The organism is Nocardia sp. NPDC004340 (genome assembly GCF_053602575.1).
Map to the genome: position 1 here is coordinate 1,218,838 of NZ_JBSGDW010000001.1, position 26,977 is coordinate 1,245,814.

Annotated in this window: 21 protein-coding genes; 9 read left to right on the top strand and 12 right to left on the bottom strand. The window is 67.6% G+C overall.

Translation table 11 applies throughout. The annotated features are described in order from the left end of the window. Positions 1-55: 55 nt before the first annotated feature. From gyrA to dnaA, 6 genes are all read right to left on the bottom strand, one after another. Entirely contained in the window at positions 56-2,569 is a 2,514-nt protein-coding gene (gyrA, locus tag ACWEOI_RS05370; RefSeq protein ID WP_433669534.1) for a DNA gyrase subunit A, read from the bottom strand. Positions 2,570-2,648: 79 nt separating this feature from the next. Next, on the bottom strand, positions 2,649-4,691 hold the full coding sequence (gene gyrB, locus ACWEOI_RS05375) for a DNA topoisomerase (ATP-hydrolyzing) subunit B (RefSeq protein WP_387304781.1): 2,043 nt from the start codon (positions 4,689-4,691) through the stop codon (positions 2,649-2,651). 422 nt (positions 4,692-5,113) lie between these two features. Next, positions 5,114-5,710: a DUF721 family protein gene (locus ACWEOI_RS05380; RefSeq protein WP_433669532.1), complete on the bottom strand. Its 597-nt coding sequence runs from the start codon at positions 5,708-5,710 to the stop codon at positions 5,114-5,116. Between the two features lie 114 nt (positions 5,711-5,824). Continuing rightward, positions 5,825-6,997, bottom strand: a complete 1,173-nt coding sequence (gene recF, locus ACWEOI_RS05385; RefSeq protein ID WP_452359009.1) for a DNA replication/repair protein RecF — start codon at positions 6,995-6,997, stop codon at positions 5,825-5,827. A gap of 94 nt (positions 6,998-7,091) precedes the next feature. Next, complete coding sequence (gene dnaN / locus ACWEOI_RS05390) at positions 7,092-8,261, bottom strand: DNA polymerase III subunit beta (RefSeq protein ID WP_357274908.1); 1,170 nt, start codon at positions 8,259-8,261, stop codon at positions 7,092-7,094. A gap of 780 nt (positions 8,262-9,041) precedes the next feature. Then, complete coding sequence (gene dnaA, locus ACWEOI_RS05395; protein WP_452359010.1) at positions 9,042-11,174, bottom strand: chromosomal replication initiator protein DnaA; 2,133 nt, start codon at positions 11,172-11,174, stop codon at positions 9,042-9,044. Positions 11,175-11,733: 559 nt separating this feature from the next. Between dnaA and rpmH the strand changes: the two genes are divergently transcribed. From rpmH to ACWEOI_RS05440, 9 genes are all read left to right on the top strand, one after another. Then, a complete protein-coding gene (gene rpmH, locus ACWEOI_RS05400; protein ID WP_033085250.1) occupies positions 11,734-11,877 on the top strand; it encodes a 50S ribosomal protein L34 in 144 nt (47 codons plus the stop codon). Positions 11,878-11,964: 87 nt separating this feature from the next. Beyond that, positions 11,965-12,336: a ribonuclease P protein component gene (gene rnpA / locus ACWEOI_RS05405; protein ID WP_357088500.1), complete on the top strand. Its 372-nt coding sequence runs from the start codon at positions 11,965-11,967 to the stop codon at positions 12,334-12,336. Continuing rightward, complete coding sequence (yidD, locus tag ACWEOI_RS05410; RefSeq protein ID WP_357088502.1) at positions 12,333-12,674, top strand: membrane protein insertion efficiency factor YidD; 342 nt, start codon at positions 12,333-12,335, stop codon at positions 12,672-12,674. Before rnpA ends, yidD begins: the two co-directional genes overlap by 4 nt. Before the next feature lie 4 nt (positions 12,675-12,678). After that, entirely contained in the window at positions 12,679-13,755 is a 1,077-nt protein-coding gene (gene yidC / locus ACWEOI_RS05415; protein ID WP_452359198.1) for a membrane protein insertase YidC, read from the top strand. A 30-nt stretch (positions 13,756-13,785) separates the two neighbouring features. Beyond that, the gene (locus tag ACWEOI_RS05420; protein ID WP_452359011.1) at positions 13,786-14,322 is read left to right on the top strand and encodes a Jag family protein; all 537 of its coding nucleotides are present in this window, start codon (positions 13,786-13,788) and stop codon (positions 14,320-14,322) included. A gap of 83 nt (positions 14,323-14,405) precedes the next feature. Continuing rightward, on the top strand, positions 14,406-15,185 hold the full coding sequence (gene rsmG, locus ACWEOI_RS05425) for a 16S rRNA (guanine(527)-N(7))-methyltransferase RsmG (RefSeq protein WP_433669527.1): 780 nt from the start codon (positions 14,406-14,408) through the stop codon (positions 15,183-15,185). Positions 15,186-15,441: 256 nt separating this feature from the next. Next, a complete protein-coding gene (locus ACWEOI_RS05430; protein ID WP_433669525.1) occupies positions 15,442-16,464 on the top strand; it encodes an AAA family ATPase in 1,023 nt (340 codons plus the stop codon). Positions 16,465-16,517: 53 nt separating this feature from the next. After that, a complete protein-coding gene (locus tag ACWEOI_RS05435; protein ID WP_433669523.1) occupies positions 16,518-17,531 on the top strand; it encodes a ParB/RepB/Spo0J family partition protein in 1,014 nt (337 codons plus the stop codon). A 160-nt stretch (positions 17,532-17,691) separates the two neighbouring features. Continuing rightward, positions 17,692-18,411 carry a GNAT family N-acetyltransferase gene (locus ACWEOI_RS05440; protein WP_433669522.1) on the top strand — a complete coding sequence of 240 codons (720 nt, stop codon included), beginning with the start codon at positions 17,692-17,694 and terminating at the stop codon, positions 18,409-18,411. Positions 18,412-18,492: 81 nt separating this feature from the next. On the opposite strand, the gene ACWEOI_RS05445 is transcribed toward ACWEOI_RS05440, so the two are convergent. From ACWEOI_RS05445 to ACWEOI_RS05470, 6 genes are all read right to left on the bottom strand, one after another. Further along, on the bottom strand, positions 18,493-19,689 hold the full coding sequence (locus tag ACWEOI_RS05445) for an N-acetylmuramoyl-L-alanine amidase (protein ID WP_379271853.1): 1,197 nt from the start codon (positions 19,687-19,689) through the stop codon (positions 18,493-18,495). A gap of 238 nt (positions 19,690-19,927) precedes the next feature. Then, a complete protein-coding gene (gene trxA / locus ACWEOI_RS05450) occupies positions 19,928-20,263 on the bottom strand; it encodes a thioredoxin (RefSeq protein ID WP_357088521.1) in 336 nt (111 codons plus the stop codon). An 11-nt stretch (positions 20,264-20,274) separates the two neighbouring features. Next, positions 20,275-21,258 carry a thioredoxin-disulfide reductase gene (gene trxB, locus ACWEOI_RS05455; protein WP_433669519.1) on the bottom strand — a complete coding sequence of 328 codons (984 nt, stop codon included), beginning with the start codon at positions 21,256-21,258 and terminating at the stop codon, positions 20,275-20,277. 129 nt (positions 21,259-21,387) lie between these two features. Continuing rightward, complete coding sequence (locus ACWEOI_RS05460; protein WP_433669517.1) at positions 21,388-22,182, bottom strand: hypothetical protein; 795 nt, start codon at positions 22,180-22,182, stop codon at positions 21,388-21,390. A 141-nt stretch (positions 22,183-22,323) separates the two neighbouring features. After that, positions 22,324-22,881, bottom strand: a complete 558-nt coding sequence (sigM, locus tag ACWEOI_RS05465; protein WP_452359012.1) for an RNA polymerase sigma factor SigM — start codon at positions 22,879-22,881, stop codon at positions 22,324-22,326. A 183-nt stretch (positions 22,882-23,064) separates the two neighbouring features. Next, on the bottom strand, positions 23,065-26,964 hold the full coding sequence (locus ACWEOI_RS05470; RefSeq protein ID WP_433673531.1) for a lipid II flippase MurJ: 3,900 nt from the start codon (positions 26,962-26,964) through the stop codon (positions 23,065-23,067). Between the last annotated feature and the right edge of the window lie 13 nt (positions 26,965-26,977).

The following is a 26,977-nucleotide window of genomic DNA, read 5'->3' on the forward strand; positions in this document are numbered from 1 at the left end:
TTCGTGGTCAATGGTGAATCCTTCGATCCGTTGTGCCGCCGCTGCTGTGGAGAAACTACTGCTTCGCCGAACCGCTGGTGTCATCTTCGGCAACCTGGTCGGGCTCATCCGCGTTCCTAGCGATCGCGAGCAAAGTATCGCCCTCACCCAGGTTCATCAACCGGACGCCCTTGGTTTGACGACCCGCTTTACGAACCTGGTGCGCCAGTGTGCGAATGACACCGCCGCCGGAGGTGATCGCGTACAGCTCGTCGTCGTCATTGACAATGAGCGCACCGACCAGACTGCCACGCTTCTCGTCGTACTGAATCGTCAGCACACCCTTGCCGCCACGACCCTGCGCGGTGTACTCGTCGATGGCCGTGCGCTTGGAGTACCCGCCCGCCGTCGCGACAAGCAGATAGATGCCCTCCGCGTCACGAACCACGTTGAGCGACAACAGTTCGTCGTCGGCGTTGAAGCGCATGCCCTGCACGCCGGAGGTGGCGCGGCCCATCGGGCGCAGCACCTCGTCATTGGCGTTGAAGCGGATCGACTGGCCGTGCGCGGAGACGAGCAGCAGGTCGTCGTCGGCCGAACACAGTGCCGCGCCGACCAATTCGTCCTCGTCGCGCAGATTGACCGCCACGATGCCGCCGGTCCGGTTCGAGTCGAAGTCGGTCAGCTTGGACTTCTTGACCAGGCCCTTGCGGGTGGCCAGCACCAGGTACGGCGCGTCCTCGTACGACTTCAGCTGGATGACCTGGGCGATCTTCTCGTCCGGCTGGAAGGCCAGCAGGTTCGCCACGTGCTGGCCGCGCGCGGTGCGGTTGGCCTCGGGCAGCTCGTACGCCTTGGCCCGGTACACCCGGCCCTTGTTGGTGAAGAACAGCAGCCAGTCGTGGGTCGAGGTGACGAAGAAGTGCTTGACGATGTCGTCCTGCTTGAGACCCGCGCCCTGCACGCCCTTGCCGCCGCGCTTCTGCGAACGGTAGAGGTCGGTCTTGGTGCGCTTGGCGTAGCCGGTCTCGGTGATCGTCACGACCACGTCCTCGCGGGCGATCAGATCCTCGTCCTGCACGTCGCCGTCGGCCGCGATGATCTTGGTGCGCCGCTCGTCGCCGTACTTGTCGACGATCTCCGCCAATTCGTCCCGGACGATGGCGCGCTGCCGCTCCGGCTTGGCCAGAATGTCGTTCAAATCCGCGATCTCGGCCTCGATCTTGGCCAACTCGTCGAGGATCTTCTGCCGCTCCAGGGCCGACAGGCGACGCAGCTGCATGTCGAGGATGGCGGTCGCCTGGATCTCGTCGATCTCCAGCAACTGCATCAGGCCGGTGCGGGCGGTCTCGGTGTCGGCCGAACGGCGGATCAAGGCGATGACCTGGTCCAGCAGATCCAGCGCCTTCACCAGACCGCGCAGGATGTGAGCCCGCTCCTCCGCCTTGCGCAGCAGGTAGCGGGTGCGCCGGATGATGACTTCCAACTGGTGATTCACATACAGCCGGATCATCTGATCCAGACGCAGCGTGCGCGGCACCTTGTCGACGATCGACAGCATGTTGCAGCCGAAGGAGGTCTGCAGCTGGGTGTGCTTGTAGAGGTTGTTCAGCACCACCTTGGCGATGGCGTCGCGCTTCACGGTCACCACGATGCGCATACCGACACGGTCGGAGGACTCGTCGTGGATGTCGGAGACACCCGCGATCTTGCCGTCCTTCACCTGCTCCGCGATGGCATTGATGAAGTTGTCGGTATTGACCTGGTACGGCAGCTCGGTGATGACGATCGTGGTGCGACCGCGGCTGTCCTCCTCGATCTCCACGACGCCGCGCATGCGGACCGAACCGCGTCCGGTGGTGTAGGCGTCGTGGATGCCCTGGGTACCCACGATCAGGCCCGCGGTCGGGAAGTCCGGACCCTTCACCCGCTCGATGCACGCGGCGAGCGTGGCTTCTTCGTCGGCGTCGTGGTTGTCCAGCGCCCAGTAGATGGCGTCGGCCAGCTCGTTCAGGTTGTGCGGCGGGATATTCGTCGCCATACCGACGGCGATGCCGTTGGAACCGTTCATGAGCAGGGCGGGCACCCGGCTCGGCAGGACGGTCGGCTCCTGCGTCTTACCGTCGTAGTTCGGGACGAAATCGACCGTCTCGTGGTCGATCTCGCGCAGCATCTCCATCGCCAGCGGCGTCAGGCGGCACTCGGTGTAACGCATGGCGGCCGCGCCGTCATTACCGCGCGAACCGAAGTTGCCCTGACCGTCGACCAGCGGATACCGCAGCGCCCACGGCTGCGCCATACGCACCAGGGTGTCGTAGATGGCCGTGTCACCGTGCGGGTGATAGTTACCCATGGTGTCGGCGACCGGGCGCGCGGACTTCACATAGCCGCGGTCGGGCCGATACCCGTTGTCGTACATCGCGTACAGGATGCGCCGGTGCACCGGCTTCATACCGTCGCGCACCTCCGGCAGCGCGCGGCCCACGATCACGCTCATCGCGTAGTCGATGTAGGAGTTCTGCATCTCCTGCTGGATGTCGACCGGCTCGATGCGGTCGCCACCCGAAGGCGGAAGCGAAGTCTCAGTCATGAATTGGTCTCCGTCAGAAGTTGTGGGGGGTCCTCGCGGCGCGCAGGCAGCGACCCGGAAGGGCCGCTGCCGTCGCGAATTACACGTCGAGGAACCGGACGTCCTTGGCGTTCCGAGTGATGAAGCTGCGGCGAGCCTCCACGTCCTCACCCATCAGGATGGAGAACAGCTCATCGGCCGCGGCGGCGTCATCGAGGGTGACCAGGCGCAGGACCCGCACGCTCGGATCCATGGTGGTCTCCCACAGCTCCTTCGGGTTCATCTCACCGAGACCCTTGTAGCGCTGGATGCCGTCGTCCTTGTTGATCTTCTTGCCGGCCGCCAGGCCGCGCTCCAGCAGCCCGTCGCGCTCACGGTCGGAGTAGGCGAACTCCGGCTCCGAGCGCTGCCACTTCAGCTTGTACAGCGGCGGCATGGCCAGGTACACGTGACCGTGCTCGACCAGCGGGCGCATGAAGCGGAACAGCAGGGTGAGCAGCAGGGTCGAGATGTGCTGGCCGTCCACGTCGGCGTCGGCCATCAGCACGATCTTGTGATAGCGCAGCTTGGCGATATCGAACTCGTCGTGGATACCGGTGCCGAACGCGGTGATGATGGACTGCACTTCGGTGTTCTTCAGCACGCGGTCGATGCGCGCCTTCTCGACATTGATGATCTTGCCGCGCAGCGGCAGGATCGCCTGGTACATCGAGTCACGGCCGGACTTGGCCGAGCCGCCGGCGGAGTCACCCTCCACGATGTAGATCTCGGACTTGCTCGGATCCTTGGAACGGCAGTCGGCCAGCTTGCCCGGCAGGCCACCCAGATCGGTGGCGGACTTGCGCCGCACCAGCTCTCGCGCCTTACGGGCGGCGACGCGGGCCTGCGCCGACGAAACCGCCTTCTGCACAATCGTCTTCGCGTCGGCCGGGTTCGCCTCGAACCAGTGCGAGATGTGCTCGTTGCAGGTGCGCTGGACGAAGGACTTCACCTCGGTGTTGCCGAGCTTGGTCTTGGTCTGGCCCTCGAACTGCGGGTCGGCGATCTTCACGCTCACGATGGCGGCGAGACCCTCACGGATGTCGTCACCGGTGAGGTTGCCTTCCTTCTCCTTGAGGAGCTTCTTGTCCTTCGCGTACTTGTTCACCACCGTGGTGAGCGCCGCGCGGAAGCCCTCCTCGTGGGTACCGCCCTCATGGGTGTTGATGGTGTTGGCGAAGGTGTGGACGGACTCGGAGTAACCCGAGTTCCACTGCATCGCGACCTCGACCTCGTGGCCGGTGCCCTTACCGGTGAACGCCACGATCGAGTTGTGGATCGGCGTCTTGGTCCGGTTGATGTGCTTGACGTAGTCCTCGAGCCCGCCCGGGTAGTGGTAGGTGCGGGTCTTCACCTTCGGCTCGGCGGCCGGGGTGTTCTCGTCGATGTGCTTGGGCGCCTCGGCGGTCTCGCTGACCACCTCGTCGGTGACGTCACCCTCGGACACCCGCTGATCGGTCAGCGTGATGGTCAGGCCCTTGTTCAGGAACGCCATCTCCTGCAGGCGGCGCGCGACCGTCTCGAAGCTGAAGGTGGTGGTCTCGAAGATGTCCGGGTCCGGCCAGAACTTGATGGTGGTACCGGTGCGCTTGGTCGCGCTGCCCTGCACCAGCTTGCCCGGCTTGGAGTCCTTGTACTCCTGGGTCCAGTGGTACCCGTCGGTGTCCACATCGGCCTGCAGCCGGGTGGACAGCGCGTTCACCACCGAGATGCCGACGCCGTGCAGACCGCCCGACACCGCATAGGATTCGCCGTCGAACTTGCCGCCCGCGTGCAGCTGGGTCATGACCACCTCGATGGTGGGCACACCCTGAGCGTGCATCGCGACCGGGATACCGCGGCCGTCGTCGACCACCTCGACGCCGCCGTCGGCCAGCAGGGTGACATCGACCCGCGAGGCGTATCCGGCCATCGCCTCGTCGACCGAGTTGTCGACGACCTCCCAGATCAGGTGGTGCAGGCCGCGCTCACCGGTGGAACCGATGTACATACCGGGGCGCTTGCGAACCGCCTCGAGGCCCTCGAGGACGGTGATGGAGTCGGCACCGTACGACGTCGGCTTGCCTGACTTGGGCTGGGTCGAGCCGTCTGCGTTGGAGTCCATGGCAGCCACTGGTCGGTAGCTCTCCTTACTTGCTGATCCTCCCGGCACAGTGCGGTCGCACGCGTGAGGCCCACAGACACTGTCTGCCCGAGCTCCGGAACACTGTCTGCTCGAGAGTTACGGGGGCCCACGCGCGGGCGCTACGGAACGCGCCGGGAGGTATCGCCGCTAGTTACTCCCTCATCCTACTGGTACGACCGACAGAGAACCCACCTATGACACCCCTGAGTGGGCCGTACGGTCATGAAATCGACCAGCGATATGACCCGTTATGGGTCCGGGCGGTTCCGGGAGCCTCAGCGGTCGATGCGCCAGGGGACACGCGGGCGTTTGCGCGAGGGTTCGTCGTGATCTCCGAACGTTCCACGTGAAACCAGCGTGCGGACGCCGGGATTCGTGGCTCGGACCCCGGTGACAGCGGCCTACCCGTAGGTGTCGCGCGGGCCGCGGCCCTTGATGTGCCGCTCGCCCTTGCGCCAGCTCGGCGCGGTCGGGCCATTGATCTTGAGCTGCTTGACCACGCCGTTCCCGACCGCCGCCGCGATCTTCGCCAGGATCTGGGACTGGAACATGCGCAGCTGTGTGGCCCAGGCCGTGGACTCGGCCTGAATGCTCAACACGCCGTTCTCCAGCGAGATCGGCTGGGCATGGGAGGCGATGTCCTCCCCCACCACGGCCGCCCAGCGGCCGAACACCGTGCCCTCGGCGACCTTGGCCGACCAGCCGCGCCCCTTCGCCAACTGCATCGCCAGCGCGGCGAACGCCTGCGGATCCCGATCGTCGGGGCCCGCACCCGACCAGCTTCTGCGACCCCCGCGCAGTGCCCGGATACCGCCCTTGCGCGGCGCGGCCGGCGAAGCCCGCCCCTGCCCCACCGACTTTCCCGCCGCACGCGCCGCGGCCCGCGCCTCCTCCAGCGCGCGACGAGCCAGATCGACTCCGCGCAACTCCGGCTCGGCGCCCGGTCCGGTCGCACCCGCGCGTGGGGTGTGGTCGTCGGTTTCCGGCGACTCGGCCATCCACAACTCCTTCCACACCCGGGAATCCGGATGATCACCCTCGGTTCGTCACGTGATTCTGCCGCATGGCACCGACGACTCGGCGATTCCCGCCGCCGACGCACTCGGCGAACCTCACTCCGCGATCCGGGAGACCCGCCGATCCGCCTCCCCGGTCGTCTCCACGCGCTGCGGCGCGGCGTCGAGTTCGGGCGGAACGTCCTCCGGCACCGCCGCGGTGATCAACACCTGCTCCGCGCCCGCGGCCACCCGCGCCAGCGCGCTGCGACGGCGACGATCCAGTTCGGCGAAGACGTCATCGAGGATCAGCACCGGATCGGTTCCGGCGGACCGCAACAATTCGAACGCCCCGAGCCGCAGAGCCAGTGCGAAGGACCAGGACTCACCGTGACTGGCGAAACCCTTGGCCGGCGCGGACCCCAGCATCAGATCCAGCTCGTCACGGTGCGGACCGACCAGGCACACCCCGCGCTCCAGCTCCTTGGAACGCGCGGCAGCCAACTCCCGCAACAGGATCGCCTCGAGCGCCTCCTCGTCATCGTCCTGTGGAGAACGCGCGGAATCCAGGAGCTCCGGCGGCAGACTCGCACTGCGATAGCCGATCGACGCGGGCCGGGACTCGGGCGCGATATCTGAATAAGCCTGTGCAAGATGTGGATAAAGGTCGTGGACAAGTCGCAGCCGATGCGCGAGCAGCACCGCGCCGTGCGCCGCCAGATGCCCGTTCCACACGTCGAGGGTGCTCATCTCCGCACCCCGCGCCCCCGAACGGGCATTGCGCCCAGCCGTTTTCAACAGGGCCGACCGCTGCCGCAGCACCTTCTCGTAATCCGCGCGCACCCCGGCCAGGCGCGGCAGCCGGGCCGTGGCCAGCTCGTCCAGGAACCGCCGCCGCTCCCCCGGATCCCCGCGCACCAGCGACAGATCCTCGGGAGCGAACAACACCGTCTGCAGAATCCCCAGGATCTCCCGCGGCCGCCGCACCGGGGAGCGATTGATCTGGGCACGATTGGCCGCGCCCTGATTCAGCTCCATGTCCACCCGCAGCTCGCGGCCGGTGTTCACCACCGTCGCGCCGATCCGGGCCTTCTGCGCGCCGATCCGGATGAGCGGAGCATCGGCCGACACCCGATGTGAGCCGAGTGTGGACAAATATCCGATGGCCTCGATCAGGTTGGTCTTGCCGTTCCCGTTGGACCCCAGGAAAACCGTTCCACCGGGCGAAAGTTCGAGTTCGGCGGCCTCCCAGGACCGGAAATCGCGCAGTGACAGCGCACGCACGTGCATCCGGTCAGTCCACCGTCCCCGCGTTTTTCACAGGTTTGTCAACACTGTGCACAGGTGTGTCGTTCGCTCCGAAGCGATGGGTCGCCAAACCTGCTCAGCCCGGCAGCCGCACCGGCATCAGCAGGTAGATGTAGCTTCCGGCCAGCGCCGCGAAGGCACCCGACTCCAGCTGCGCGGGCTCCTCCTCCGGCGCGGGCAGGAACACCGCCGGGCGGCTGGGCGTGGTGAAGCCGAAGGTCACCCGGTCCGAATGGGCGGCGGAGAGACCGTCGAGCAGGTAGCCGGGGTTGAACGCGATGGTCAGCGGCTCACCGCGGAAATCGGCGACCAGCCATTCCTCGGCGCGACCGGCGTCGTCGCCACCGGCGGAGAGCAGCAGGCCCTCCTCGGAGAACTCCAGCCGCACCTGGGCGCCACGCTCGGCCACCAGGGCCACACGCTTGATGGCCTCGGTCAGCGCGCTCACCGCGATGGTCGCGAGTGAGGTGTGCTCCTTGGGGAGCAACTGGCGGAACTTGGGGAATTCCGCGTCGAGCAGTCGGGTGGTGGTGCGGCGGCCGCCGTTCACGATGCCCAGCAGGCCGTCGGTGCCGGTGCCGAACGCCAGCTGCACCGGCTGATCGGAGGCGCCGAGGGTCTTCGCGGACTCGGACAGGGTGCGAGCCGGGACCAGGACCGCGGTCTCCACATCCGCACGGCCCGGCTGCCACTCCAGTTCGCGCACAGCGAGCCGGAAACGGTCGGTGGCGGCCAGGACCACCTTCGGGCCCTCGATCTCCACACGGATGCCGGTGAGCATGGGGAGGGTGTCGTCACGGCCGGCGGCCACGGCCACCTGGGAGACGGCCTCGGAGAACAGATCCACGGCGAGCTCACCGGTCTGCGGCGGGAGCTCGGGAAGCTGGGGATAGTCCTCGACGGGCATGGTCGGCAGCGAGAACTTGGCGCTGCCACAGGCGATCAGCACGCGGGTGCCGTCCACCGACACGTCCACCGGCTTGTTCGACAGCGCCTTGGTGATATCGGCCAGCAGGCGGCCCGACACCAGCACCTGGCCCGGACCGGCGACCTCGGCGGCCACCCGCATCTGCGCGGAGACCTCGTAATCGAAACCGGAGACCGTCAGGCCGTCCTCGTCAGCCACGAGGAGTACGCCACCGAGCACGGGCACCGGAGGCCGCGACGGCAGGCTGCGGGCCACCCAGGCTACGGATTCGGCGAAGTCCTCGCGAGCGACCCGAAACTTCATGCTTGCAAGCTCCATCGCCCGGTCTGTCCTCTCCACTGGGGGTCGTTCGGATCTCGAAACGGTAATCGGCAGTCTCGCACACGGGGCCGACACCAAACCGTACCTGCGCGAGACCGACCCGCCTACGCCGACCCACCGAGCCTTTGCCCCGACCCCACCGAGGCTTCCGCTGCGGACCGCTCCCCTCCCTTCTCCTCCCTGCCTCCCGATCGGGTGTGGAGGAGCTGCCCATCGCACCGTGCCCTCCCAACCCGAGTTTCCACACACCCTGTTTTAGAAGAACCTTCTCTAGATGAAGAACTGAAGTAGTAGTAGGTCCTGTTAGTTCTGTGGACTTCGCCTGTTTCCGCAGGTCCGACCGGGCGGCGGCGTGGGGATGTCGTTGGGGTGGCTCGAGGATGAACAGCCGGTGCTTGTGGAGTCACCCGGAAACTCCCCAGCCATCCTCGAGTGATCCTCGAGTTGCTCCCCCGAAACGGGCCGGGATACCCACATGAGGATGGAACCGGGGACTACCCCGTGGATTCCTCGAGGACCTGACAGGGACTCCTCGAGGAATCCACAAGCCGAAAACCCCATCCGCGCAGCTCAGCCCTCGAGGATGAATTCACCTGTGGGATCTGTGGATCAACACCTGTGCACCACTGTGAGTAGCGACCTGTGCGCAACCCCGTGGACAACAGTGGGATTCCTCGAGGACTCCACACCCTTTCCTCGAGGACTCCTCGAGGAATCCACAACCCCGGAAAGCAAAGAACCCCACGTCAGACGACGTGGGGTCCTGTGGACTGTGGATCAGCGCGAACGCTGTTTAATTCGGGCTGTGAGTTCTTGAACCTGGTCGTACACACGGCGCCGCTCGGTCATCTCCTTGCGCACCTTCTTCTCCGCGTACATGACCGTGGTGTGGTCGCGACCGAAGGCCTGGCCGATCTTCGGCAGGGACAGGTCGGTGAGTTCACGGCACAGGTACATGGCGATCTGCCGGGCCTGCGCCAGCGGCCGCGCCTTACCCGGACCGGTGAGCTCCTCGAGCGTGGTGTTGAAGTACTCCGCGGTCACGGCCATGATCGTGGCCGCCGTGATCTCCAGCGTCGCGGTGTCGGGCATCAGATCCCGCAGCACCACCTCGGCCAGCGACAGATCCAGCGGCTGCCCGTTCAGCGACGCGAACGCGGTGACGCGGATCAGCGCGCCCTCCAGCTCCCGGATATTGCGCTCCACCCGGCTGGCGATCAGTTCGAGCACGTCGTGCGGCACGTCCAGGCGGTCCATGCGCGCCTTCTTACGCAGGATCGCGATGCGGGTCTCCAGCTCCGGCGGCTGCACATCGGTGATCAGACCCCACTCGAACCGCGTCCGCAGCCGCTCCTCCAGGGTGGCCAGCTGCTTCGGCGGCCGGTCGGAGGACACCACGATCTGCTTGTTCGCGTTGTGCAGGGTGTTGAAGGTGTGGAAGAACTCCTCCTGGATGCCTTCCTTGCCCTCGATGAACTGGATGTCGTCCACCAGCAGGATGTCGGTCTCCCGGTAGCGGCGCTTGAACGCCACCTTCCGGTCGTCACGCAGCGAGTTGATGAAGTCGTTCGTGAATTCCTCGGTGGACACGTACTTCACCCGCATGCCCGGGAACAGCCGCTGCGCGTAGTGGCCCGCCGCGTGCAGCAGGTGCGTCTTGCCCAAACCCGAAGCGCCCCAAACGAACAGCGGGTTGTAGGCGCGCGCCGGCGCCTCCGCGATGGCCACCGCGGCGGCGTGCGCGAAGCGGTTGGACGCGCCGATGACGAAGGTGTCGAAGGTGTACTTCGCGTTCAGGCTGGCCGAGGACGGCGCGGGCGCCGGCTCCCGCTCGGGCGGCCGGTTGAAGTAGGTCGGCCACGAATTGCGGACATTGACCACCGGCTCGTCGTCGTGCGGCTCGTCCACCGGACGGCGCGCCGCCGGTTCGTCGGAGTAGCGCGGCGCGGGCTCCTCGTAGCGGGCCGCCGGTTCGTCGGCATAACGCTGCGGGGCGGGCTCGTCCGCGTAGCGCTGGGGCGTGGGCTCGTCCGCATAGCGCTGCGGCGCGGGCTCGTCGGAATACCGTTGCTGCACGGGCTCGTCCGCGTAGCGCTGGGGGGAAGGTTCGTCGGCGTAGCGCTGGGGCGCGGGTTCATCCGCATAGCGCTGCGGCGCGGGCTCCTCGGTGTAGCGCTGCGGGGCGGACCGGACCGGTTCGTCCTCGGGATCCGGGGAGAACAGGGACTCCTGTCCCGGCGGCATGGGCGCGCCGCGATGGTTGTCCCGCCGCCGGTCGGGCCGCTGGCCCAGGGGCGCGGCGGCCGGTTCACCACCCGGCAACGGCCGCTCGGGCGCGGCCGGACGGTCGGCGGTGACGGGCGGCAACTCCTCCGCCATCGGCGGCTGCCCGTATTCCACAGGTGGATAAGCCTCGCGCTCGTCGTACTCGCCCGGGTAGTCCTGGGGAGGTAGGTAGCGCGGCGCGTACTCCGGCTGGGACTGGTACGAGGGCTGTGGACGCTCGGTCATCGGCGGCTCGGGCGCGTACGCCGGGGGCGTCGGCTCGGGCTCGCGGGGACGCTCCGGGCGGGAGGTCATGCGGGCGTGCCGGGGTGCGTTCGCGGACCGTCCGGCGGGCGGATTCTGCTGCGCGCGGATGCGCACGCCCAGGCCCTCGACCTGAAGTCCGCGGCGGGCGAGAGAGCGCAGGATGAGCTCCCGCAAGTCGCGTTCGACCGTCACCTGCGCCATCGTGCCGGGCACCGAGAGCAGGGCGAACCCCTGCGCGAAGGTGATCGGTTCGATAGTGTTCAGCCACGCCTTGTGAGCCTTGCTGACCGGTTGGATCTCCCCATCCGCGGAGCCACTCGCCAATTCGGCGATCACCTCCGGCCAGACAGCCGTCAGCACATTCTGCTCGTCGTCCACGAACGCAGTCCTCCCCGGATGTAGGTCGATAGGAGCAGACGGTTGCGCTGCTCGGCTCCCCCAGTCACCGGGCGTCGGCGGGTACCGTCGGCCCTACGAATATGCCACTCCAGGGGTATTTCCACACAATTATCCACAGATGTGGACAACCTGGGGATACACGCGTCCGCGTGTCTGATTCCTCGGATCCGGCGCGTACCTGCGGCTTCACAGCTACCAGCTGGCAATACCGCTCGCGGGGCGGAGGACGAGGCCATCCGCGGTCACCGGAAGGGACTGGGAAGGACCGTACACGACACCGGTGCTCCGACACGAACCCCCACCGAGCGCCACGCGGAACGATCGATCCAGTCCCGCGAAATCGGGCCTCGACCCCCGAGTTTGACCCTCGTCCAGGGGGTAAGTACCCTTCTACAGTCACCCTATGGTGCGGTGGCGGCTGTCTGCTGCCCGTGCCGACAAGGGTATTGCGCCGAGGGACTCCCGTCCGTCGAGAGCACCGTTTCACCGAACAGCTTCGGGCGTCACCGGACGCCCACCACCTAGAGGAGTGTTGACCGTGGCCAAGGGCAAGCGGACGTTCCAGCCGAACAACCGTCGTCGGGCGCGCGTCCACGGCTTCCGTCTCCGGATGCGGACCCGTGCGGGTCGCGCCATCGTGTCGGCTCGTCGTGGCAAGGGCCGCGCCAAGCTGACCGCCTGATTCGGAAACCCCGGATGCGGCGTCGTATGAGCGACTCGCCGTCCGGTCTCCGGTCCCCCATCCGCCCGCACTCCGCTGGACGCTCAGGTGCTGCCTGAGCCCTACCGGCTGCACCGGCGCACCGACTTTTCCCGGACGGTGCGCCAGGGCCGGCGGATCGGGAGACGGGACCTTGTTGTGCACGTACTGCTACACGACGATCAAGCGAACGGATCGACCCCGGCTATCCGGGTGGGCGGTCCGCGTTTCGGCTTGATCGTCAGCAAGGCGGTGGGTCCGGCGGTGGTACGCCACCGGGTGGCCCGCCGCCTGCGTCATATCTGCGCAAGCCTGACGGCCGAATTGCCCGGCGGCGCAGATGTTGTCATTCGCGCCCTCCCGGGTGCCGCCGACGCGCCCTCCGAAGAACTGCTGCGCCAGTTGCACAGTGGGCTGCGCAAGCTCGGCTCCCTCGCATGAACGCGCCGCATTCTTCTGCGGGCGCGCTGCGCGCGGCTGCCGGATTACCGGCCAAAGCTCTGATATTCCTCATCGAGCTGTATCGGACCTACATCTCCCCCACCCGCATGCCGGTGTGCCGATTCACTCCCACGTGCAGTGAGTACGCGGTGACGGCGTTGCGCACCCGCGGACTGTTCGTCGGACTCGGACTGGCAGCCGTCCGTCTGGCGAAATGTGCGCCCTGGCACCCTGGTGGGTGGGACCCCGTTCCGGAGCGCAAGCACCGGCACGCGGCATCAGCTTACGAAGGATCATCGCCCGCGGTGACCGGCGATACGAACGACGGGAGTGCATAGCGCCGTGCTCGACTTCATCTATTACCCGGTGTCGGCCATTCTGTGGTTCTGGCACCAGGCATTCGGGTATGTGCTGGGCAAGAACAGCGGATTCGCCTGGGCCCTGGCCGTGGTGTTCCTGGTGTTCACGTTGCGGCTGGTGCTCTACAAGCCGTTCGTGAAGCAGGTCCGCACCACCCGGCAGATGCAGGAGCTGCAGCCCCAGATCAAGGAGCTGCAGAAGAAGTACAAGAACGACCGTCAGCAGATGACGGTCGAGATGCAGAAGCTGCAGAAGGAACACGGCTTCAACCCGCTCATGGGCTGTCTGCCGGTGCTGCTGCAGGTTCCGGTGTTCCTGGGTCTGTTCCACGTGCTGCGGTCGTTCAACCGCACCGGCACCGGGATCGGGCAGCTGGGCATGTCGCCCTACGACAACGCCCACACCCCGAACTACATCTTCTCCGCGGGTGACGTCCAGTCGTTCCTGACCGCGCGGCTCTTCGGCGCTCCCCTCTCGGCGTACATCACCGAGCCGGCGAAGGTGCTGGAGTCCTTCGCCGATTACGGCGGCGTGCCGACCAAGCTGGCCATCGCGCTGGTCTCGATTCCGCTCATGGTGATCGCCGGTGTCGCGACCCACATGAACGCCCGCGCCTCGGTGGAACGGCAGTCGGCGGAGGCCGCGGCCAACCCGCAGGCCGCCATGATGAACAAGCTGGCGCTGTACGTGTTCCCGCTCGGCGTGCTCGTCGGTGGTCCGTTCCTGCCCGTCGCCATCCTGATCTACTGGGTCTCCAACAACATCTGGACCTACGGTCAGCAGCACCTCGTCTTCAGCAAGATCAGCAAGGAAGAAGACGAGAAGAAGGCTGCCGCGATCGAGCGCCGCGCCCAGAACGCCCCGAAGCCGGGCGCGAAGCCGGTCGACGTCCGCAAGAAGCAGTCCGGGACCAAGGTCGAGGACGCCGTGACCGATGCCGCCGACGACGCGTCGCAGAATGGTGTGACCCCCGCCAAGCCGGCCGCCGGCGCCAAGCCCGCCACCGGAAAGAAGCGGTCGGGCAACCGTGGTCGCGCCAACCAGAAGCGGCGTCGCTGAGACTTGCAACTCCAGATGAAGGAAACAACCATGACTGTTGAAACCGACGGAGGGGATCCCACTGTGACGTCAGCGACGGCCGCACCGGGCGCACCGGGCGACGCCGAGGAAGCGCTCATCGAAGAGGGCGAGATCGCCGGCGACTACCTCGAGCAGTTGCTGGATGTCCTCGACTTCGACGGCGATATCGACCTCGATGTCGAGGGCGACCGCGCCATCGTGAGCATCGACGGCGGCAAGGATCTGGCGAAGCTGGTGGGCCGCCGCGGTGAGGTGCTGGACGCGCTCCAGGAGCTGACCCGGCTGGCCGTGCAGCAGGCGACCGGCATCCGCAGCCGGCTCATGCTGGATGTGGCGGGCTGGCGGGCCGCGCGTCGTTCGGAGCTGAGCGCGCTCGGCACCGAGGCCGGCAAGCGCGTGCTGGAATCCGGCGAGCGCGAGGCGCTCTCCCCCATGACTCCGTTCGAGCGCAAGATCGTGCACGACGCCGTGGCCGCGATCGACGGTGTCGTGAGCGAGAGCGAGGGTGTCGAGCCGAATCGTCACGTGGTGGTACTCCCCGCCTGACACGCGGATCGCAGCGGTAGGGCCCCCGGGTTTCGGAAACCCGGGGGCCCTACTCTTTTAGCTATAGTCGTCCCCCCGGAAGGATGTTTCACGTGGAACCAGACACCGAGATGACCGCTCCGGGTCCGGTCGATCCGCCGCCCGCCGCCGCGGTCGTTTTCGGCGATCGGCTCGACAAGGCCCGGCAGTACTACACCGCGCTCGCGACCGCGGGTGTGGAGCGCGGACTGATCGGCCCCCGCGAGGTTCCCCGGCTCTGGGATCGCCACATCCTCAATTGCGCGGTGATCGGTGACCTCATCGCACCCGGCGCGCGCGTGGTCGACATCGGCAGCGGCGCGGGGCTGCCCGGCATCCCGCTCGCCATCGCCCGGCCCGATCTACGGATCACCTTGGTGGAGCCGCTGCTTCGCCGGACCGTCTTCCTCGCGGAGTTCGCGGCCGAGGCGGGTCTGGACAATATCGTCATCGTGCGCGGCCGGGCCGAGCAGGCGGGCGTGAAGAAGGAAGCGGGCGGCGCGGACATCGTCACCTCCCGTGCGGTCGCTCCCCTGGCGAAGCTCGCCGGATGGTCCATGCCGCTGGTGCACGAGCACGGACGGATGTTGGCCCTCAAGGGAATCAGCGCCGCCGAGGAACTCGAGCGCGATCGCGACGAGCTCACCAAGGCGGGCGCGGGTCACGCCGAAGTTCTGGAATGCGGTGTGGGAGTGCTCGAGACGCCCACCTTCGTCATCAGCGCGGAGCGGCTGGCCCGCGCCGAGCGTCGCGCGGAGCGCAAGGCGGGCAGTGCGGAACGCAAAGCGGCGAGTGCGGAGCGCAAAGCCGGGGGTCGTGGGACCCCGCCCTCGAAGCGTCACTGACGAAGCGATGTTTCCCGTGAAACATGCACCCCTTTGCGATCTTTGAGTCGCCTCGGGGTGTGTCGTGGTGCGAAGCTGTGCGTTCAACTTCCGTATTGTGTCCTCTACTGGCAAGCTAATGAACGTCGAGCAATGAACGACTTCCAGCCGATTCCAGCCAGCCCTCAGTGACAACGCAGTGACGCGGCTGCTGCTGCCAGGCGCGCGAATTTCAGCTCGGCCACGTGTCTTTGAGTTCTCGGGGTTAGGAGCCTGTATGTCCAACGGTCCGACGAATGTTTCACGGGAAACAACGTCTCGGGTTCCCGGCATGCTCGATAGCGGTCCCTTCGAAACGGACGAGTTCAGCCGCACCCCCTACGGCAACATCTCCGCCGACACCCCGATTGCCGCCGAGGCGCAGCGCGCCAGCCAGGTGCTGTCGGGAACCAATGCCCACATTCCACGTCCCAAAGAACAGCGCGTCATCACCATCGCCAATCAGAAGGGCGGCGTGGGCAAGACCACCACGGCCGTGAATCTGGCTGCCGCGCTCGCCATCCAGGGCATGCGGGTGCTCGTCATCGACCTCGACCCGCAGGGCAATGCCAGCACCGCGCTCGGCATCCCCCACCAGTCGGGCACCCCGTCCAGCTACGAACTCCTCATCGGCGAGTGCTCGGTCAGCGACGCCATCCAGCAGAGCCCGCACAATGAACGACTGCTCTGCATCCCCGCCACCATCGACCTCGCCGGCGCCGAGATCGAACTCGTCTCCATGGTCGCCCGCGAGGGTCGCCTCAAGGCCGCCATCCAGGAAGCGAACCTCGCCGGGTACGACATCGACTACGTGATGATCGACTGCCCGCCGTCGCTGGGTCTGCTCACCGTCAATGCCATGGTCGCCGCCAAGGAGGTGTTGATCCCCATCCAGTGCGAGTACTACGCACTCGAGGGCGTGGGTCAGCTGCTCCGCAATATCGGTCTGGTGCAGGCGCACCTGAATCCCGGACTGCACGTCTCCACCGTCGTGCTCACCATGTACGACGGCCGCACCAAGCTCGCCGATCAGGTGGCCGAGGAAGTCCGCTCGCACTTCGGTGACGCGGTGCTGCGCTCGGTCATCCCCCGCAGCGTGAAGGTGTCGGAGGCTCCCGGGTACGGCATGACCGTCCTCGATTACGATCCGGGCTCGCGGGGTGCGATGAGCTACCTCGACGCCGGTCGTGAGATCGCGTCGCGGAACTCGGCGCGCCAAGCGGCGCAGGTGCCCGCTTCGGACGCACAATCCGGTGTGTAGATAAAGAATCTCGGTGGCGGTGACGGTGAACAATGGAAGGGGTCGGTAGGCCGATGAGTCAGGCGAAGAAGGGTGGACTGGGGCGCGGCCTCGCGGCATTGATTCCGACCGGACCGGCCACCACACCGGGCGGGCTCGGCAGTGCCGCGGCCAATGTCGTCATCGGCGTCGATCCGAGCGGGCCGCAACCCGCGTCGGCGCACCTGCATCGGGTCCCCGATCCGGTCGAGGCGGTCGACGGCGCGGACCCGGGTGCGGTGTACCGGGAGATCCCGCCGCAGCAGATCGAGCCCAACCCGAAGCAGCCGCGCTCCGTCTTCGAAGAAGAGGCGCTGGCCGAACTGGTGCACTCCATCAAGGAATTCGGTCTGATGCAGCCCATCGTGGTGCGTCAGGTCGAGTCCGGGCCGGTCCCCCGCTATCAGCTCATCATGGGTGAGCGGCGTTGGCGGGCCAGCCAGGAGGCGGGGCTGGAGGCCATCCCCGCCATCGTGCGCGAGACCGCGGACGACTCCATGCTGCGGGATGCGTTGCTGGAGAACATCCATCGCGTGCAGCTGAACCCGCTCGAAGAGGCGGCCGCCTATCAGCAGCTGCTGGAGGAGTTCGGCGTCACCCACGAGGAACTGGCTTCGCGGATCGGCCGCTCGCGTCCGGTGGTGACGAATATGATTCGGCTGCTGAAGCTTCCGATTCCGGTGCAGCGCCGGGTGGCCGCGAACGTCTTGTCCGCCGGCCACGCGCGCGCTCTGCTGGCGCTGGAGGCGGGAGCCGATGCGCAGGAGGCGTTGGCCGCGCGGATCGTCGCCGAGGGCATGTCGGTCCGGGCCACCGAGGAAGCGGTGACGCTGGCGAACCGGAATCCGGATGCGGCCGCTCCCCCGGCGGCGAAGCGGAAGCCGATTCAGATGCCGGGTCTGCAGGATGTGGCGGAGCGGTTGTCGGAGTCGTTCGACACTCGCGTCACGGTCAGCCTCGGCAAGCGCAAGGGAAAGATCACTGTCGAATTCGGCTCCATCGACGATCTGGAGCGGATTGTCAGCATGATGGAGCAGTCCAGGCCCTAAGGAGGGCCCATCCCGGAGGTCACAGTGGAAACGTCACTGTGACGTTCGGGTTTACGGCCCTGGAGAGGCGTAAAGCGTTGATCGCTTATTCTTGCTGGCGAGCACTGTGTGATGCGGCGTGAGTGTGGATGAATCAGACAGCTGGAGGCTGAGCAGAGCAGTGTCGACCAGCGTGACCGCACTTACCCTCGGCGGACTCGACAAACTCCCGGTGCATGCGCGGCGATGCGTGTTCTGGGAGATCGATCCGGCGGTGGCGGCGGATTCCCATAGCTTCAGTGACCCGGTCTTCGAAAAGGAGGCCTGGCTCTCGACCGTCATGTTGCAGTGGGGGTTGTGTGGCCAGGTCGCCGTCATCGAGGACAAACCGGCCGGCTGTGCCATCTACGCGCCACCGAGTGCGGTGCCGCGCGCGGGTCTCTTCCCCACGTCCCCGGTGAGCCCGGATGCGGTGCTGCTGACCACGCTGAGCGCCGAAATCCCATTCCAAGGGGAGCAGGTTGGTCAGCAGCTGCTCCAGGCCGTGGTGGGCGATCTGGTACGCCGCGGTGTGCGGGCCATCGAGGCGTTCGGTATCCGCAAGGATCCGCCGACCAGTTCCATGCCCGCCGTCGGTTCCATGTCGCTGCGCGAGCGGATCGGTTCGCCGTTGCGCTCCCCCGCACCGTCGCCCTCGGGGTGCTCCCCCGAGAACTGCATGATCGAGGCGGACTTCCTGGAGGACGTCGGATTCAAGGTGGTCGCCTCGCATCACCGGTTCCCGCGCCTGCGGCTGGAATTGGATCACGAGCACCTGTGGAAGGAAGACGTCGAGCGCGCGCTCGATCAGCTCCTCGCGGCGGCGGCGCTCACCATGCCGACCCGCATCTCCACCCGCTGACCACTCCCCCGCCCGGTTCCACCACAACGAAAAACCCCGCCTCCCGGAAGTTCGGGAGGCGGGGTTGTTTCATGTGAAACATTACAGCCGGTCTGCGGCCGCCAACTCTTCGGCGAGCAGTTCGGCGAATGTGTAAGTCCCGGTGGGCTGGTCGTCCTGGCCCAGCAGGTACAGCCGCTTCACCGAGATCAGGATGGCCTCGGCGATGACGTCGCGCATGCGCGGGTTGGTCAGCACCGTCGCGTCGTAATCACTGGTGAGATAGCCGATGTCGACCTGCACGGTCGGCATCTTGGTGAGGCGCAGCAGGTCCCAGGTGCGGGCGTGGGTCCGGCAGTCCTGCAGCGAGGTGCGGGCCACGATCTCGCGCTGGATGAACCCGGCCAGCACCTGACCGATCATCGAGGTCGACCCGTGCGAGTTGCCGAAGTGGAAGCTGGCCACGCCGCTGGCGGAATCGTTGTCACTGCTGGCGCAGCGCAGCGAGATCATCAGGTCGGCGTCGAAGGTATTGGAGGTCTCCGCCCGCTCGGCATCGGAGGGGTTGGCCCCCCACGGCCGCGACAGGAAGGTCTCCATACCCGTTGCCGCCATGCGGCCTTCGAGCCGGCTGGCCAGATCCCAGAGGATCTCCGATTCGTAGACGTCACCGAATTCGGTCGGCACCGGCGAACCCTTGTCCGGCCCACCCAGACCCGGATCGATGACGATGCGCTTGCCGGTGAGCTGCGGCCCGGCCCGGTGCACCACCTCTTCCTCGGCGATCCGATGCGGATTGCCGCCGGTGACGCGGGCGCCCAGCAGATCCAGCGAGCGGAGCGTGTCCGGACCGCAGATGCCGTCCGAGGAGAGCCCGATCTCGCGCTGGAACGCGGTGAGCGCATCGTGGGTGTGCGGGCCGAAGTACCCGTCGACCCGGCCCACATAGAAGCCGAGATCCTGCAGCCGACGCTGCAGGGTGGCGACGTCGTCGCCGTAGAGCGGTGCGGAGAGCTGGTAGATGAGCGTACGGGCGCCGAGGCGGTACGAGGCCTCCTTCAGCGCACGGTAGGTGGCCGGGCCGACCACGCCATCGACCAGGAGACCGCGGTATTGCTGAAAAGCGCGGACCGCGGAGTCCAGATCATGGTCGAAGGTGGCGTCGGCGTCCTTCCAGTACTCCCCGTCCAGACCCGCCGGATCGCTGGTGGGATGAGTGTGCAGGAACCCGAGGCTTGCCAGGGTGCTCCGAACCTCTGCTACGGCTGGTCCTGTATCGCCGTGACGAAGTCGGTGCATGCGTGAGAGCCCTTTCCTTCCGCCAACCCGGGTACCCATTCGCGCGGTGGTTCACACCACCGCGCGACCGGAGCGTCGAACGATTGTTTCAGACCCGGACCGAATTTCGGCAACTGTCGAGTGCAGGGATACTAACCCCGGCGCCAGCGTCAGGGGCCGAAGGCGTCGCTCCGCCTCTCCGCGCTTGCCTGTGTAACCACGTAGGCCCCCGCTGGCGCCGAAATTCTATCCAGCGTCGCTAAAGAACTTCTTCGAGTTCGCGCAAGAGGGCGGCTTTGCCCTTTGCTCCGACGATCCGCTTGGTTTCCTTGCCCCCTTGGAACAGGACCATGGTAGGCAGCGACAGGATCCCGTAGTGCTTCGAGGTCTCCGGGTTGTTGTCGGCATCGAGCTTGGCGATGGTGATCTTGTCCGTGTTGGCGGCGATCTCCTCCAGCACGGGGGCGACCATCTTGCACGGGCCGCACCAGGCCGCCCAGAAGTCGACGAGCACGGGCTTCTCGCTGAGCAGTACTTCGTCGGCGAAGGTGGCGTCGGTCACCGTCTTGGTGGCACCGGTCTTGGCGTCGGACATTGCCAAACTCCTTAGTTGTTCACTTCCACCGGCTGACCGGCGTGATCGAGAGTGTTGCTGGTGATGTCACCCTGGTCGGCGAGCCAGCGCTCGGCGTCGATGGCCGCGCGGCAGCCGGTGCCGGCGGCGGTGATGGCCTGCCGGTAGGTGTGGTCCACCAGGTCGCCGGCGGCGAAGACGCCCGGCACCGAGGTGTAGGTGCTCTGGCCCTGGACCAGCACGTAGCCCTCGTCGTCCAGATCGACCTGGCCGCGCACCAGTTCGCTGCGCGGGTCGTGGCCGATGGCGACGAACAGGCCGGTGGCGGCCAGCTCGGAGGTCTCACCGGTGCGGGTGTCGCGCAGGGTCAGGCTGGTGACGCTCGAATCACCGTGCACCGCAGTGACTTCCGAGTTCAGGATGAAGCGGATCTTGTCGTTGTTCTTGGCCCGTTCGAGCATGATCCGGGAGGCGCGGAACTCCTCGCGGCGGTGGATGACGGTCACCGAGCTGGCGAACTTGGTGAGGAAGGTCGCCTCTTCCATGGCCGAGTCGCCGCCGCCGACCACCACGATGTCCTGGCCCTTGAAGAAGAAGCCGTCACAGGTGGCGCAGGCGCTGACGCCGCGGCCGAGCAGCTCCTGTTCGCCCGGGACATTGAGGTAGCGGGCCGCCGAACCCATGGCGAGGATCACGGCGTGCGCCTCGTACACGTCGCCGCCGACGGTCACCTTCTTGACCGGACCGGTCAGGTCGAGGGCGTCCACGTCCTCGGTGCGGATGTCGGTGCCGAAGCGCTTGGCCTGCTCCCGCATCTCCTCCATCAGATCGGGGCCCATGATGCCCTCGCGGAAGCCGGGGAAGTTCTCGACCTCGGTGGTGGTCATGAGCGCGCCGCCGAACTGGGTGCCCTCGAACAGCAGCGGTTCCAGTTCCGCGCGGGCGGCGTACACCGCGGCGGTGTAGCCGGCCGGGCCGGAGCCGACGATGATCAGGTCGCGAACAGGCGTGCTCAAGATGGCCCTCCGAAGCTGTAGTACAGAATCTCGATCGCTCGAGCGTGAGCGAACCGGTCAACAACAGCCTAAACGCTGTCATTCCCGGGCTTGATCGCCTCCGCTCGCTGCGGCGGGTTCGCGGACGGGCTAGCCGATATCGGTGCGGCCGAGGACCTGCGGATGGCCGGGCGCGCAGTTCGTTCCGAGCACGGCCGCAGTGATCTGTGGCGCTTTCGGGCCTTGGAGCAGGACCAGGACACCCGGGGTGCCGGAGAACACGACGCTGCGGCTACCGAGGACCTGGCGGTCCAGATCGGCGGCGCGTAGGCAGTCTCTGAGGGCGGTGCCCGCGGCCAGGGGGCCGGTGATGTCGTGGCGGCCCATGGCGGTCAGGACGACGCCGGGTGAGAGGGCGGGGTCCAGTTCGTCGGCGCTGGGCTGGGCGGCCGGGGTGGTCGGGCGGGTGCTCAGGGCGTCCACGGCGACGACGGCGCCCGCGGCCAGGGCGGCGGCGGCCGCGGCGGCGGTGAGCCAGCGCAGGCGGCGGGACGGGCGTTCGGTGAACTCGGCGGGCTCGGTCTCGTCCTCGTCCAGGTCCGGCGGGAGGAGCGGTTCCTCGAGTTCGCGGGGGTCGAGGCGGCCGGTGGCGAAGATGGAGCCGTCGAGGACCGGCATGGGTGCGGTGGGGATAGGGGTGTCCCCGGCCGCGAGGTCGTCGATCATGCGTTCCAAGCGGTCGGCCACGTCGGTGGGGATGGGGCGGGTGATGTTCTCGTCGCGTCCGAGTTCGCGCAGCCGGTCGTCGATGCCGTCGAGGGCCTCGAGGTAGCGCATGGCCTCCGGGTCGCGCCGGACCGCGGGCCAGAGCCGTGCGGCCTGCTCCGGCGGCAGGCTGCCGCCGTGCAGATCGGCCAGCAGCTCGGTGGAGAAGGTTTCCTCCATTGCCCCTCCAGGGCGTCGAGTGGGAATCACAGACCTGTCTTCGTATCGGACGTACGGGAACCGTACAAGGTTCCCCCAATAGTGCGGTGTTCGAGCGGAATTCAGGTGTTCATTGCCCGGCTGTGTCGGGGTGCAAACGTCCTATTCGCGAAGTTTCATCTCGAGCCTACGGCGGCCGCGGGCGCAGCGGCTCTTGACCGTGCCCTCCGGGATGCCCAGCAGGGCAGCGGCATCCGCGATGGAGTAGCCCTCGAGTTCCACCGCGACCAGTGCGGTGCGCTGGTCGGCGGGCAGCGTGAACAGTGCCGCGTCGACCAGTAGGCTGGCCTCCAGGGCCGCGAAATCGTCTCGCGGACAAGCGGGCTCGTCGGCGGTGTCCTCGGACAGCGGTTCGGTGCGGCGCAGTTTGTTACGGCGGATGCGGTCCAGGCAGGCGTTGACCACGATGCGGTGCATCCAGCTGCGGACCTCGGCGTCGCCGCGGAATCCGGCCGCGCCGCGATGCGCGGACAGCAGGGCGTCCTGGAGCGAGTCGGCGGCGTCCTCGGGACTGTAGGAGGCGCGTAGCGCGGTTTGGTAGAGGTGGTCGCGATGGCGGCGGAACAGTTCGGCGAAGGCGTGCGGTGCGCCCGCGGCGTGCGCGGCCAATAGTTCGCGATCGCTCGCGGTCGACGGTGACTCTGTCCTCGATGCTGACACTGCGTTCGGTGACGACAATGCATCCCCTCAGAGCGGCGAACTCCCCATGCCGAGAGTGTCAAGATCATATCGGGGACAACGGTTCAGCAGCGGTGAATCGCGCGAGAATGCGCAGGTAGCGGGCGTTTGGTTCGTATCAAGCGACCTGGTGGCGGTCAGCGCTGAGGACGTCGGAAGAGCCCGTCAGGCACTTGCTTCGAAGCGGATTTCGGCGATGGCCGACTGGAACTGGCCACCGTTGTTCGCGAGCTGGGTGATCCACAGGAGCACGTACCGGGCGGGCTGGTCGGCGCGCACCGGGATCTCGGTCGTACCCTCGCCGAGCACCGCCGACCCGACCAGCTGGGTCTGGTCGAGGGTCGGGGAGGCGGTCGGCGAGGTGCGGATCTCGACCTGCGTTCCGGGCGAAGGCGATTCGATGCTCACCTTGGTCAGCTTGGACGGGCTGCCGAGGGTGGCGAGCACGCCCACGCCCTTCTTGAGGGCCGGGAACTGCTGGAAGTAGGCGTCGCTGCGCCAGGTGGTGGTGGGGTTGTTGTCCAGCACGGCCCCGACGCTGCCCACATTGTCCGGGGTGCCCTCCGGGGAGAACACCGTCGCGCCGGTGACCGGCACCGGCACACCGCCGACGGGCGGCGCGCCAACCGGGGTCTGGGTGGCCGCGCCCGGGCTGGGCGGCGGCGTCGCCGAGGTGGTGAGGCCGATATTGCGCTGTTCGTTGAGCGGCGCGTTGGAGGAGCCGGGCGCGAACACGCTCAGCAGCCACCAGATGATGACGCCGACCACGAGCGCGGCCAGCACGCCGAGTCCGACCAGGATCCACATCATCCGCTGCGAGCGTTCCTTCTCGGCGGCGAGCAGTTCCGGATCGGCGAGGGTCTCGTCGGGTGCGCTGGGCGGCTTCTGCCCGAGCCGCAGCACCGGGATGAAGTCGGTCTTCTGGTCCACCACCGACGCCTGCTCCAGCACGTGCTGGACGGTGGCGGCGGTGCGGACGCCCTTGTTGGACTCCAGCGAGCGCACCGCGACCGCGGAGATCTCGAAGGGCACCTCGGGACGGATGTTGCGGGGCTCCACCGGGGTTCCGTCGGGCCCGAAATCGGCCAGTGGCAGTCCGCCGACGGTGATCGCGGTGCCGGAGATGCCGCCGGGGCGGATGGGCCAGTGCGCGGTGATGAGCGCGTAGAGCATGGCGCCGAGCCCGCGCACGTCGGACTGGGCGTCGGAGTCGGACAGGGTGCCGGGGAAGGCCAGCACGGCGTCGCCGGAGGCGCTGATCCGCACCCGGTCGGGGTGGTCGATGGACAGCGAGCCGCCGCCGCGGTGCGCCATCTCGGCCGCGGCCGCCAGCGCCCGGATGGCGCGGGCCGCGCCGATCGGGGACGGCACGGTGTCGGCCATCTCCTTGAGCGAGCGGCCGGGCGTCCATTCGGCCACCACGATGCCGCCGGAGGAGCCGCGCACCACGTCCAGGACGCGGGCCAGGCCGGGCGAGTTGATCCGGCCCAGGCGCAGGGTGCGGGACAGGATGGCCTGCGGTCCGTCGTGCCCGGAGTTCTCGGTGGCCTCCTGGTCGGCGTCGACGAAGGTGAGGGCCACCTCGCGGTCGAGCTTCACGTCCAGGGCCTGCCAGAAGCGCAGGCCGCGTGCGCCGCCGTGCCCGGCCAGCAGCCGGTAGCGGCCGCCCGCCACGGAGGCGCCGGGGGTCAGCTTGGGGCCGCGCTGGATCCGCTTGGTCGGCGATTCCACCCGCATGGGCGGCATCTGCGGTGAGATGGCCTCGTAGACACCGGTTTCGGGACCCGCGTGGTCCTGGTCCTCCGGTAGTTCCTCCGGTCCGCCGGAACCGCTCTTGCGGTCCGCGGACTCGGCTCTGACCCCGGGCTTTCCGCCGGCCTCGCCGGCCGGAGGGGTGTCCGTGGAGAGCCCGCCGCCCGCGGCCTGTGCGGATTCGGCGGCCGGAACACCGCCCGCCGCGTCGTCGCTCACCCTCTGTCCTCCTTCGCCCTCATATCTCGAAGACCGATGTGTCGGCGCCGGACCCGCCGCTGCGGCCTCCGGAGTAGTGCGGAAGCCGCCGTCGGGGTTCCGGGCGGCATCCGGCGCGCCGCGGGAGCTGTCCGCGGGCAGGCCGGTTTGGGCAGTTGCGTTTGCCTGCCGAACAGGGTACGGGAACTCCACCTTCTCGGTGAGTTCAACCGCATCGGGTCGGATGACCGGAAGCACCATGGTCTGCGCGTCGAGGTACGGATCGAAGCGGTAGTAGTACGGCGCGGCGCGCAGGTCCGGTTTGGGCAGCAGGGTGGTCTCGTGGAGGTCCTCGAGCGGGGTGCCGTCGAGGTCCAGATCCGGGGCCGGCGGCGTGAAGCCGAGCCGCCGCGACACGGCGACGGTGATGGCCACGATCTCGGGGATGCCGAGCAGGCGCATCAGCCCGAAGGCCACGCCGAACATGACGATCGCGGTGATGCCGACCCGGATGAGCGAGCCGAAGCCGCCGAAGGAGTCCGAGAGCCGGTGCAGGCCCAGCACCTTGTCCACGATGAGCAGCACCGCGCCGCCCGCCAGCGAGGCGAGCACGACGCGCGTGATGGTCTGGCCGACATTGGCCATCCGCAGATCGCCGAGGCTGCGGTGCAGCAGCCAGCCGCCGATCATCGCGCCGGTGACGAAGCCGAGCCCGCGGGCCACGCCGAGCGCGATGACCACGTGCTCGGGTGAGAAGAACACCGGCGCCAGCGCCGACAGCGTGATCTGCACGCTGGTGATGCCGAGGATGATCCAGGTGGGCGTCCACGCCTGTTCGCGGGCGTAGAAGACGCGCAGGTGGATCAGCACCAGCGCGTACGGGATCAGGTTGAACGCGGACCAGGACACGGCTTCGCCGAGGCGGGCCGCGTCGCCGCCGAAGCGGCCGTACCCGTAGATGGCCTCACCGATCTGGGTGCCGGCGAAGGTCAGGAAGGTGACGATCGGCACCAGCGCGATCATGGTGAGCCGGGTGGCCGCGCTCAGGTCGTCGACCACGGCCGGTGTGTCGTCGGCGGCGGCGTTGCGGCTGAGTCGCGGCATGATCGCGGTCAGCAGGGTCACGCCGAGCACGCCCCACGGCAGCTGCAGCAGCAGCCACGCGTTCTGGTAGATGGTCGGGCCCGCGACGTCGGCGTGCGAGGCCACGCGCAGGGTGAAGCTGAAGCCGATCTGGCTGATCAGCACGTACAGGATGATGGCCGCGGCCATGCCGCCGAACTGCTTGAGCCGGGCGTCGACGCCCCACAGCGGCCGCAGGTCGATGCCTTCGCGGCGGATGGCGGGCAGCAGGGTGGCGACCTGGACGGCGACGCCGACGGTGGTGCCGATGCCGAGCAGCAGCAGTTTGGGTTCGCCCATCCGGACCGGGTTCAGCGTCAGCTCGCCGGGTAGCAGGGCGTAGAGCCCGAGCACCACCAGGGCGACGCAGTTGTTGAGCACCGGCGCCCAGGCGCCGGGTTTGAACACCTGGTGGGTGTTCAGGATCGCCATGAGCAGCGCCGACATGCCGTACAGCAGCACGGCGGGCACCAACATGAAGGTCAGCGCCGTGGTGAGTGCGGAGTTGACCTTGCTGTCGCTGGACAGGAAGACGTGCTCGGTGAGCACCGGGGTCAGGATCAGCGCGATGACGGTTCCGGTGCCGAGCACGGTGAGCGCGGTGGTGAACAACCGTCGGACGAAGGCCGCTCCCCCGTCGGCGTCCTCGCGTTCGGCGCGGACCAGGGTGGGCACCACGATGGCGGTGAGCACCGCGCCGAGCAGCAGCTCGGAGATCATGTTGGGGATCGAGCTGGCGATGGTGAAGGCACTGGCGATGGCCGGGCCGAGCACGGTCAGCAGCAGCGCCTGTTTCGCGAATCCGGTGATGCGGCTGATCAGCGTCGCCAGCGCGAGCGAGCCGGTGTCGCGCACGAGTTTGGCGTTGGAGTTGTCCGGCTTCTCCTCGGCGCGCGGTGCGGTGACCACGGCCTGCCGGCCCGAATTGGCTTGCCGCTGTGGCCCGGTCGGCGGTCCAGGGCGCGGTGCGGCCATCGGGCGCGGATTCGACATGGGGGGCGTCGGG

What these genes read in the sequence shown, in the direction of transcription:
- gyrA (WP_433669534.1), bottom strand. Translation starts at nt 2,569, where the DNA reads ATGACTGAGACTTCGCTTCCGCCTTCGGGTGGCGACCGCATCGAGCCG.
- gyrB (WP_387304781.1), bottom strand. Translation starts at nt 4,691, where the DNA reads ATGGACTCCAACGCAGACGGCTCGACCCAGCCCAAGTCAGGCAAGCCG.
- ACWEOI_RS05380 (WP_433669532.1), bottom strand. Translation starts at nt 5,710, where the DNA reads ATGGCCGAGTCGCCGGAAACCGACGACCACACCCCACGCGCGGGTGCG.
- recF (WP_452359009.1), bottom strand. Translation starts at nt 6,997, where the DNA reads ATGCACGTGCGTGCGCTGTCACTGCGCGATTTCCGGTCCTGGGAGGCC.
- dnaN (WP_357274908.1), bottom strand. Translation starts at nt 8,261, where the DNA reads ATGGAGCTTGCAAGCATGAAGTTTCGGGTCGCTCGCGAGGACTTCGCC.
- yidD (WP_357088502.1), top strand. Translation starts at nt 12,333, where the DNA reads ATGAACGCGCCGCATTCTTCTGCGGGCGCGCTGCGCGCGGCTGCCGGA.
- ACWEOI_RS05420 (WP_452359011.1), top strand. Translation starts at nt 13,786, where the DNA reads ATGACTGTTGAAACCGACGGAGGGGATCCCACTGTGACGTCAGCGACG.
- rsmG (WP_433669527.1), top strand. Translation starts at nt 14,406, where the DNA reads ATGTTTCACGTGGAACCAGACACCGAGATGACCGCTCCGGGTCCGGTC.
- ACWEOI_RS05430 (WP_433669525.1), top strand. Translation starts at nt 15,442, where the DNA reads ATGTCCAACGGTCCGACGAATGTTTCACGGGAAACAACGTCTCGGGTT.
- ACWEOI_RS05435 (WP_433669523.1), top strand. Translation starts at nt 16,518, where the DNA reads ATGAGTCAGGCGAAGAAGGGTGGACTGGGGCGCGGCCTCGCGGCATTG.
- ACWEOI_RS05445 (WP_379271853.1), bottom strand. Translation starts at nt 19,689, where the DNA reads ATGCACCGACTTCGTCACGGCGATACAGGACCAGCCGTAGCAGAGGTT.
- trxA (WP_357088521.1), bottom strand. Translation starts at nt 20,263, where the DNA reads ATGTCCGACGCCAAGACCGGTGCCACCAAGACGGTGACCGACGCCACC.
- ACWEOI_RS05460 (WP_433669517.1), bottom strand. Translation starts at nt 22,182, where the DNA reads ATGGAGGAAACCTTCTCCACCGAGCTGCTGGCCGATCTGCACGGCGGC.
- ACWEOI_RS05470 (WP_433673531.1), bottom strand. Translation starts at nt 26,964, where the DNA reads ATGTCGAATCCGCGCCCGATGGCCGCACCGCGCCCTGGACCGCCGACC.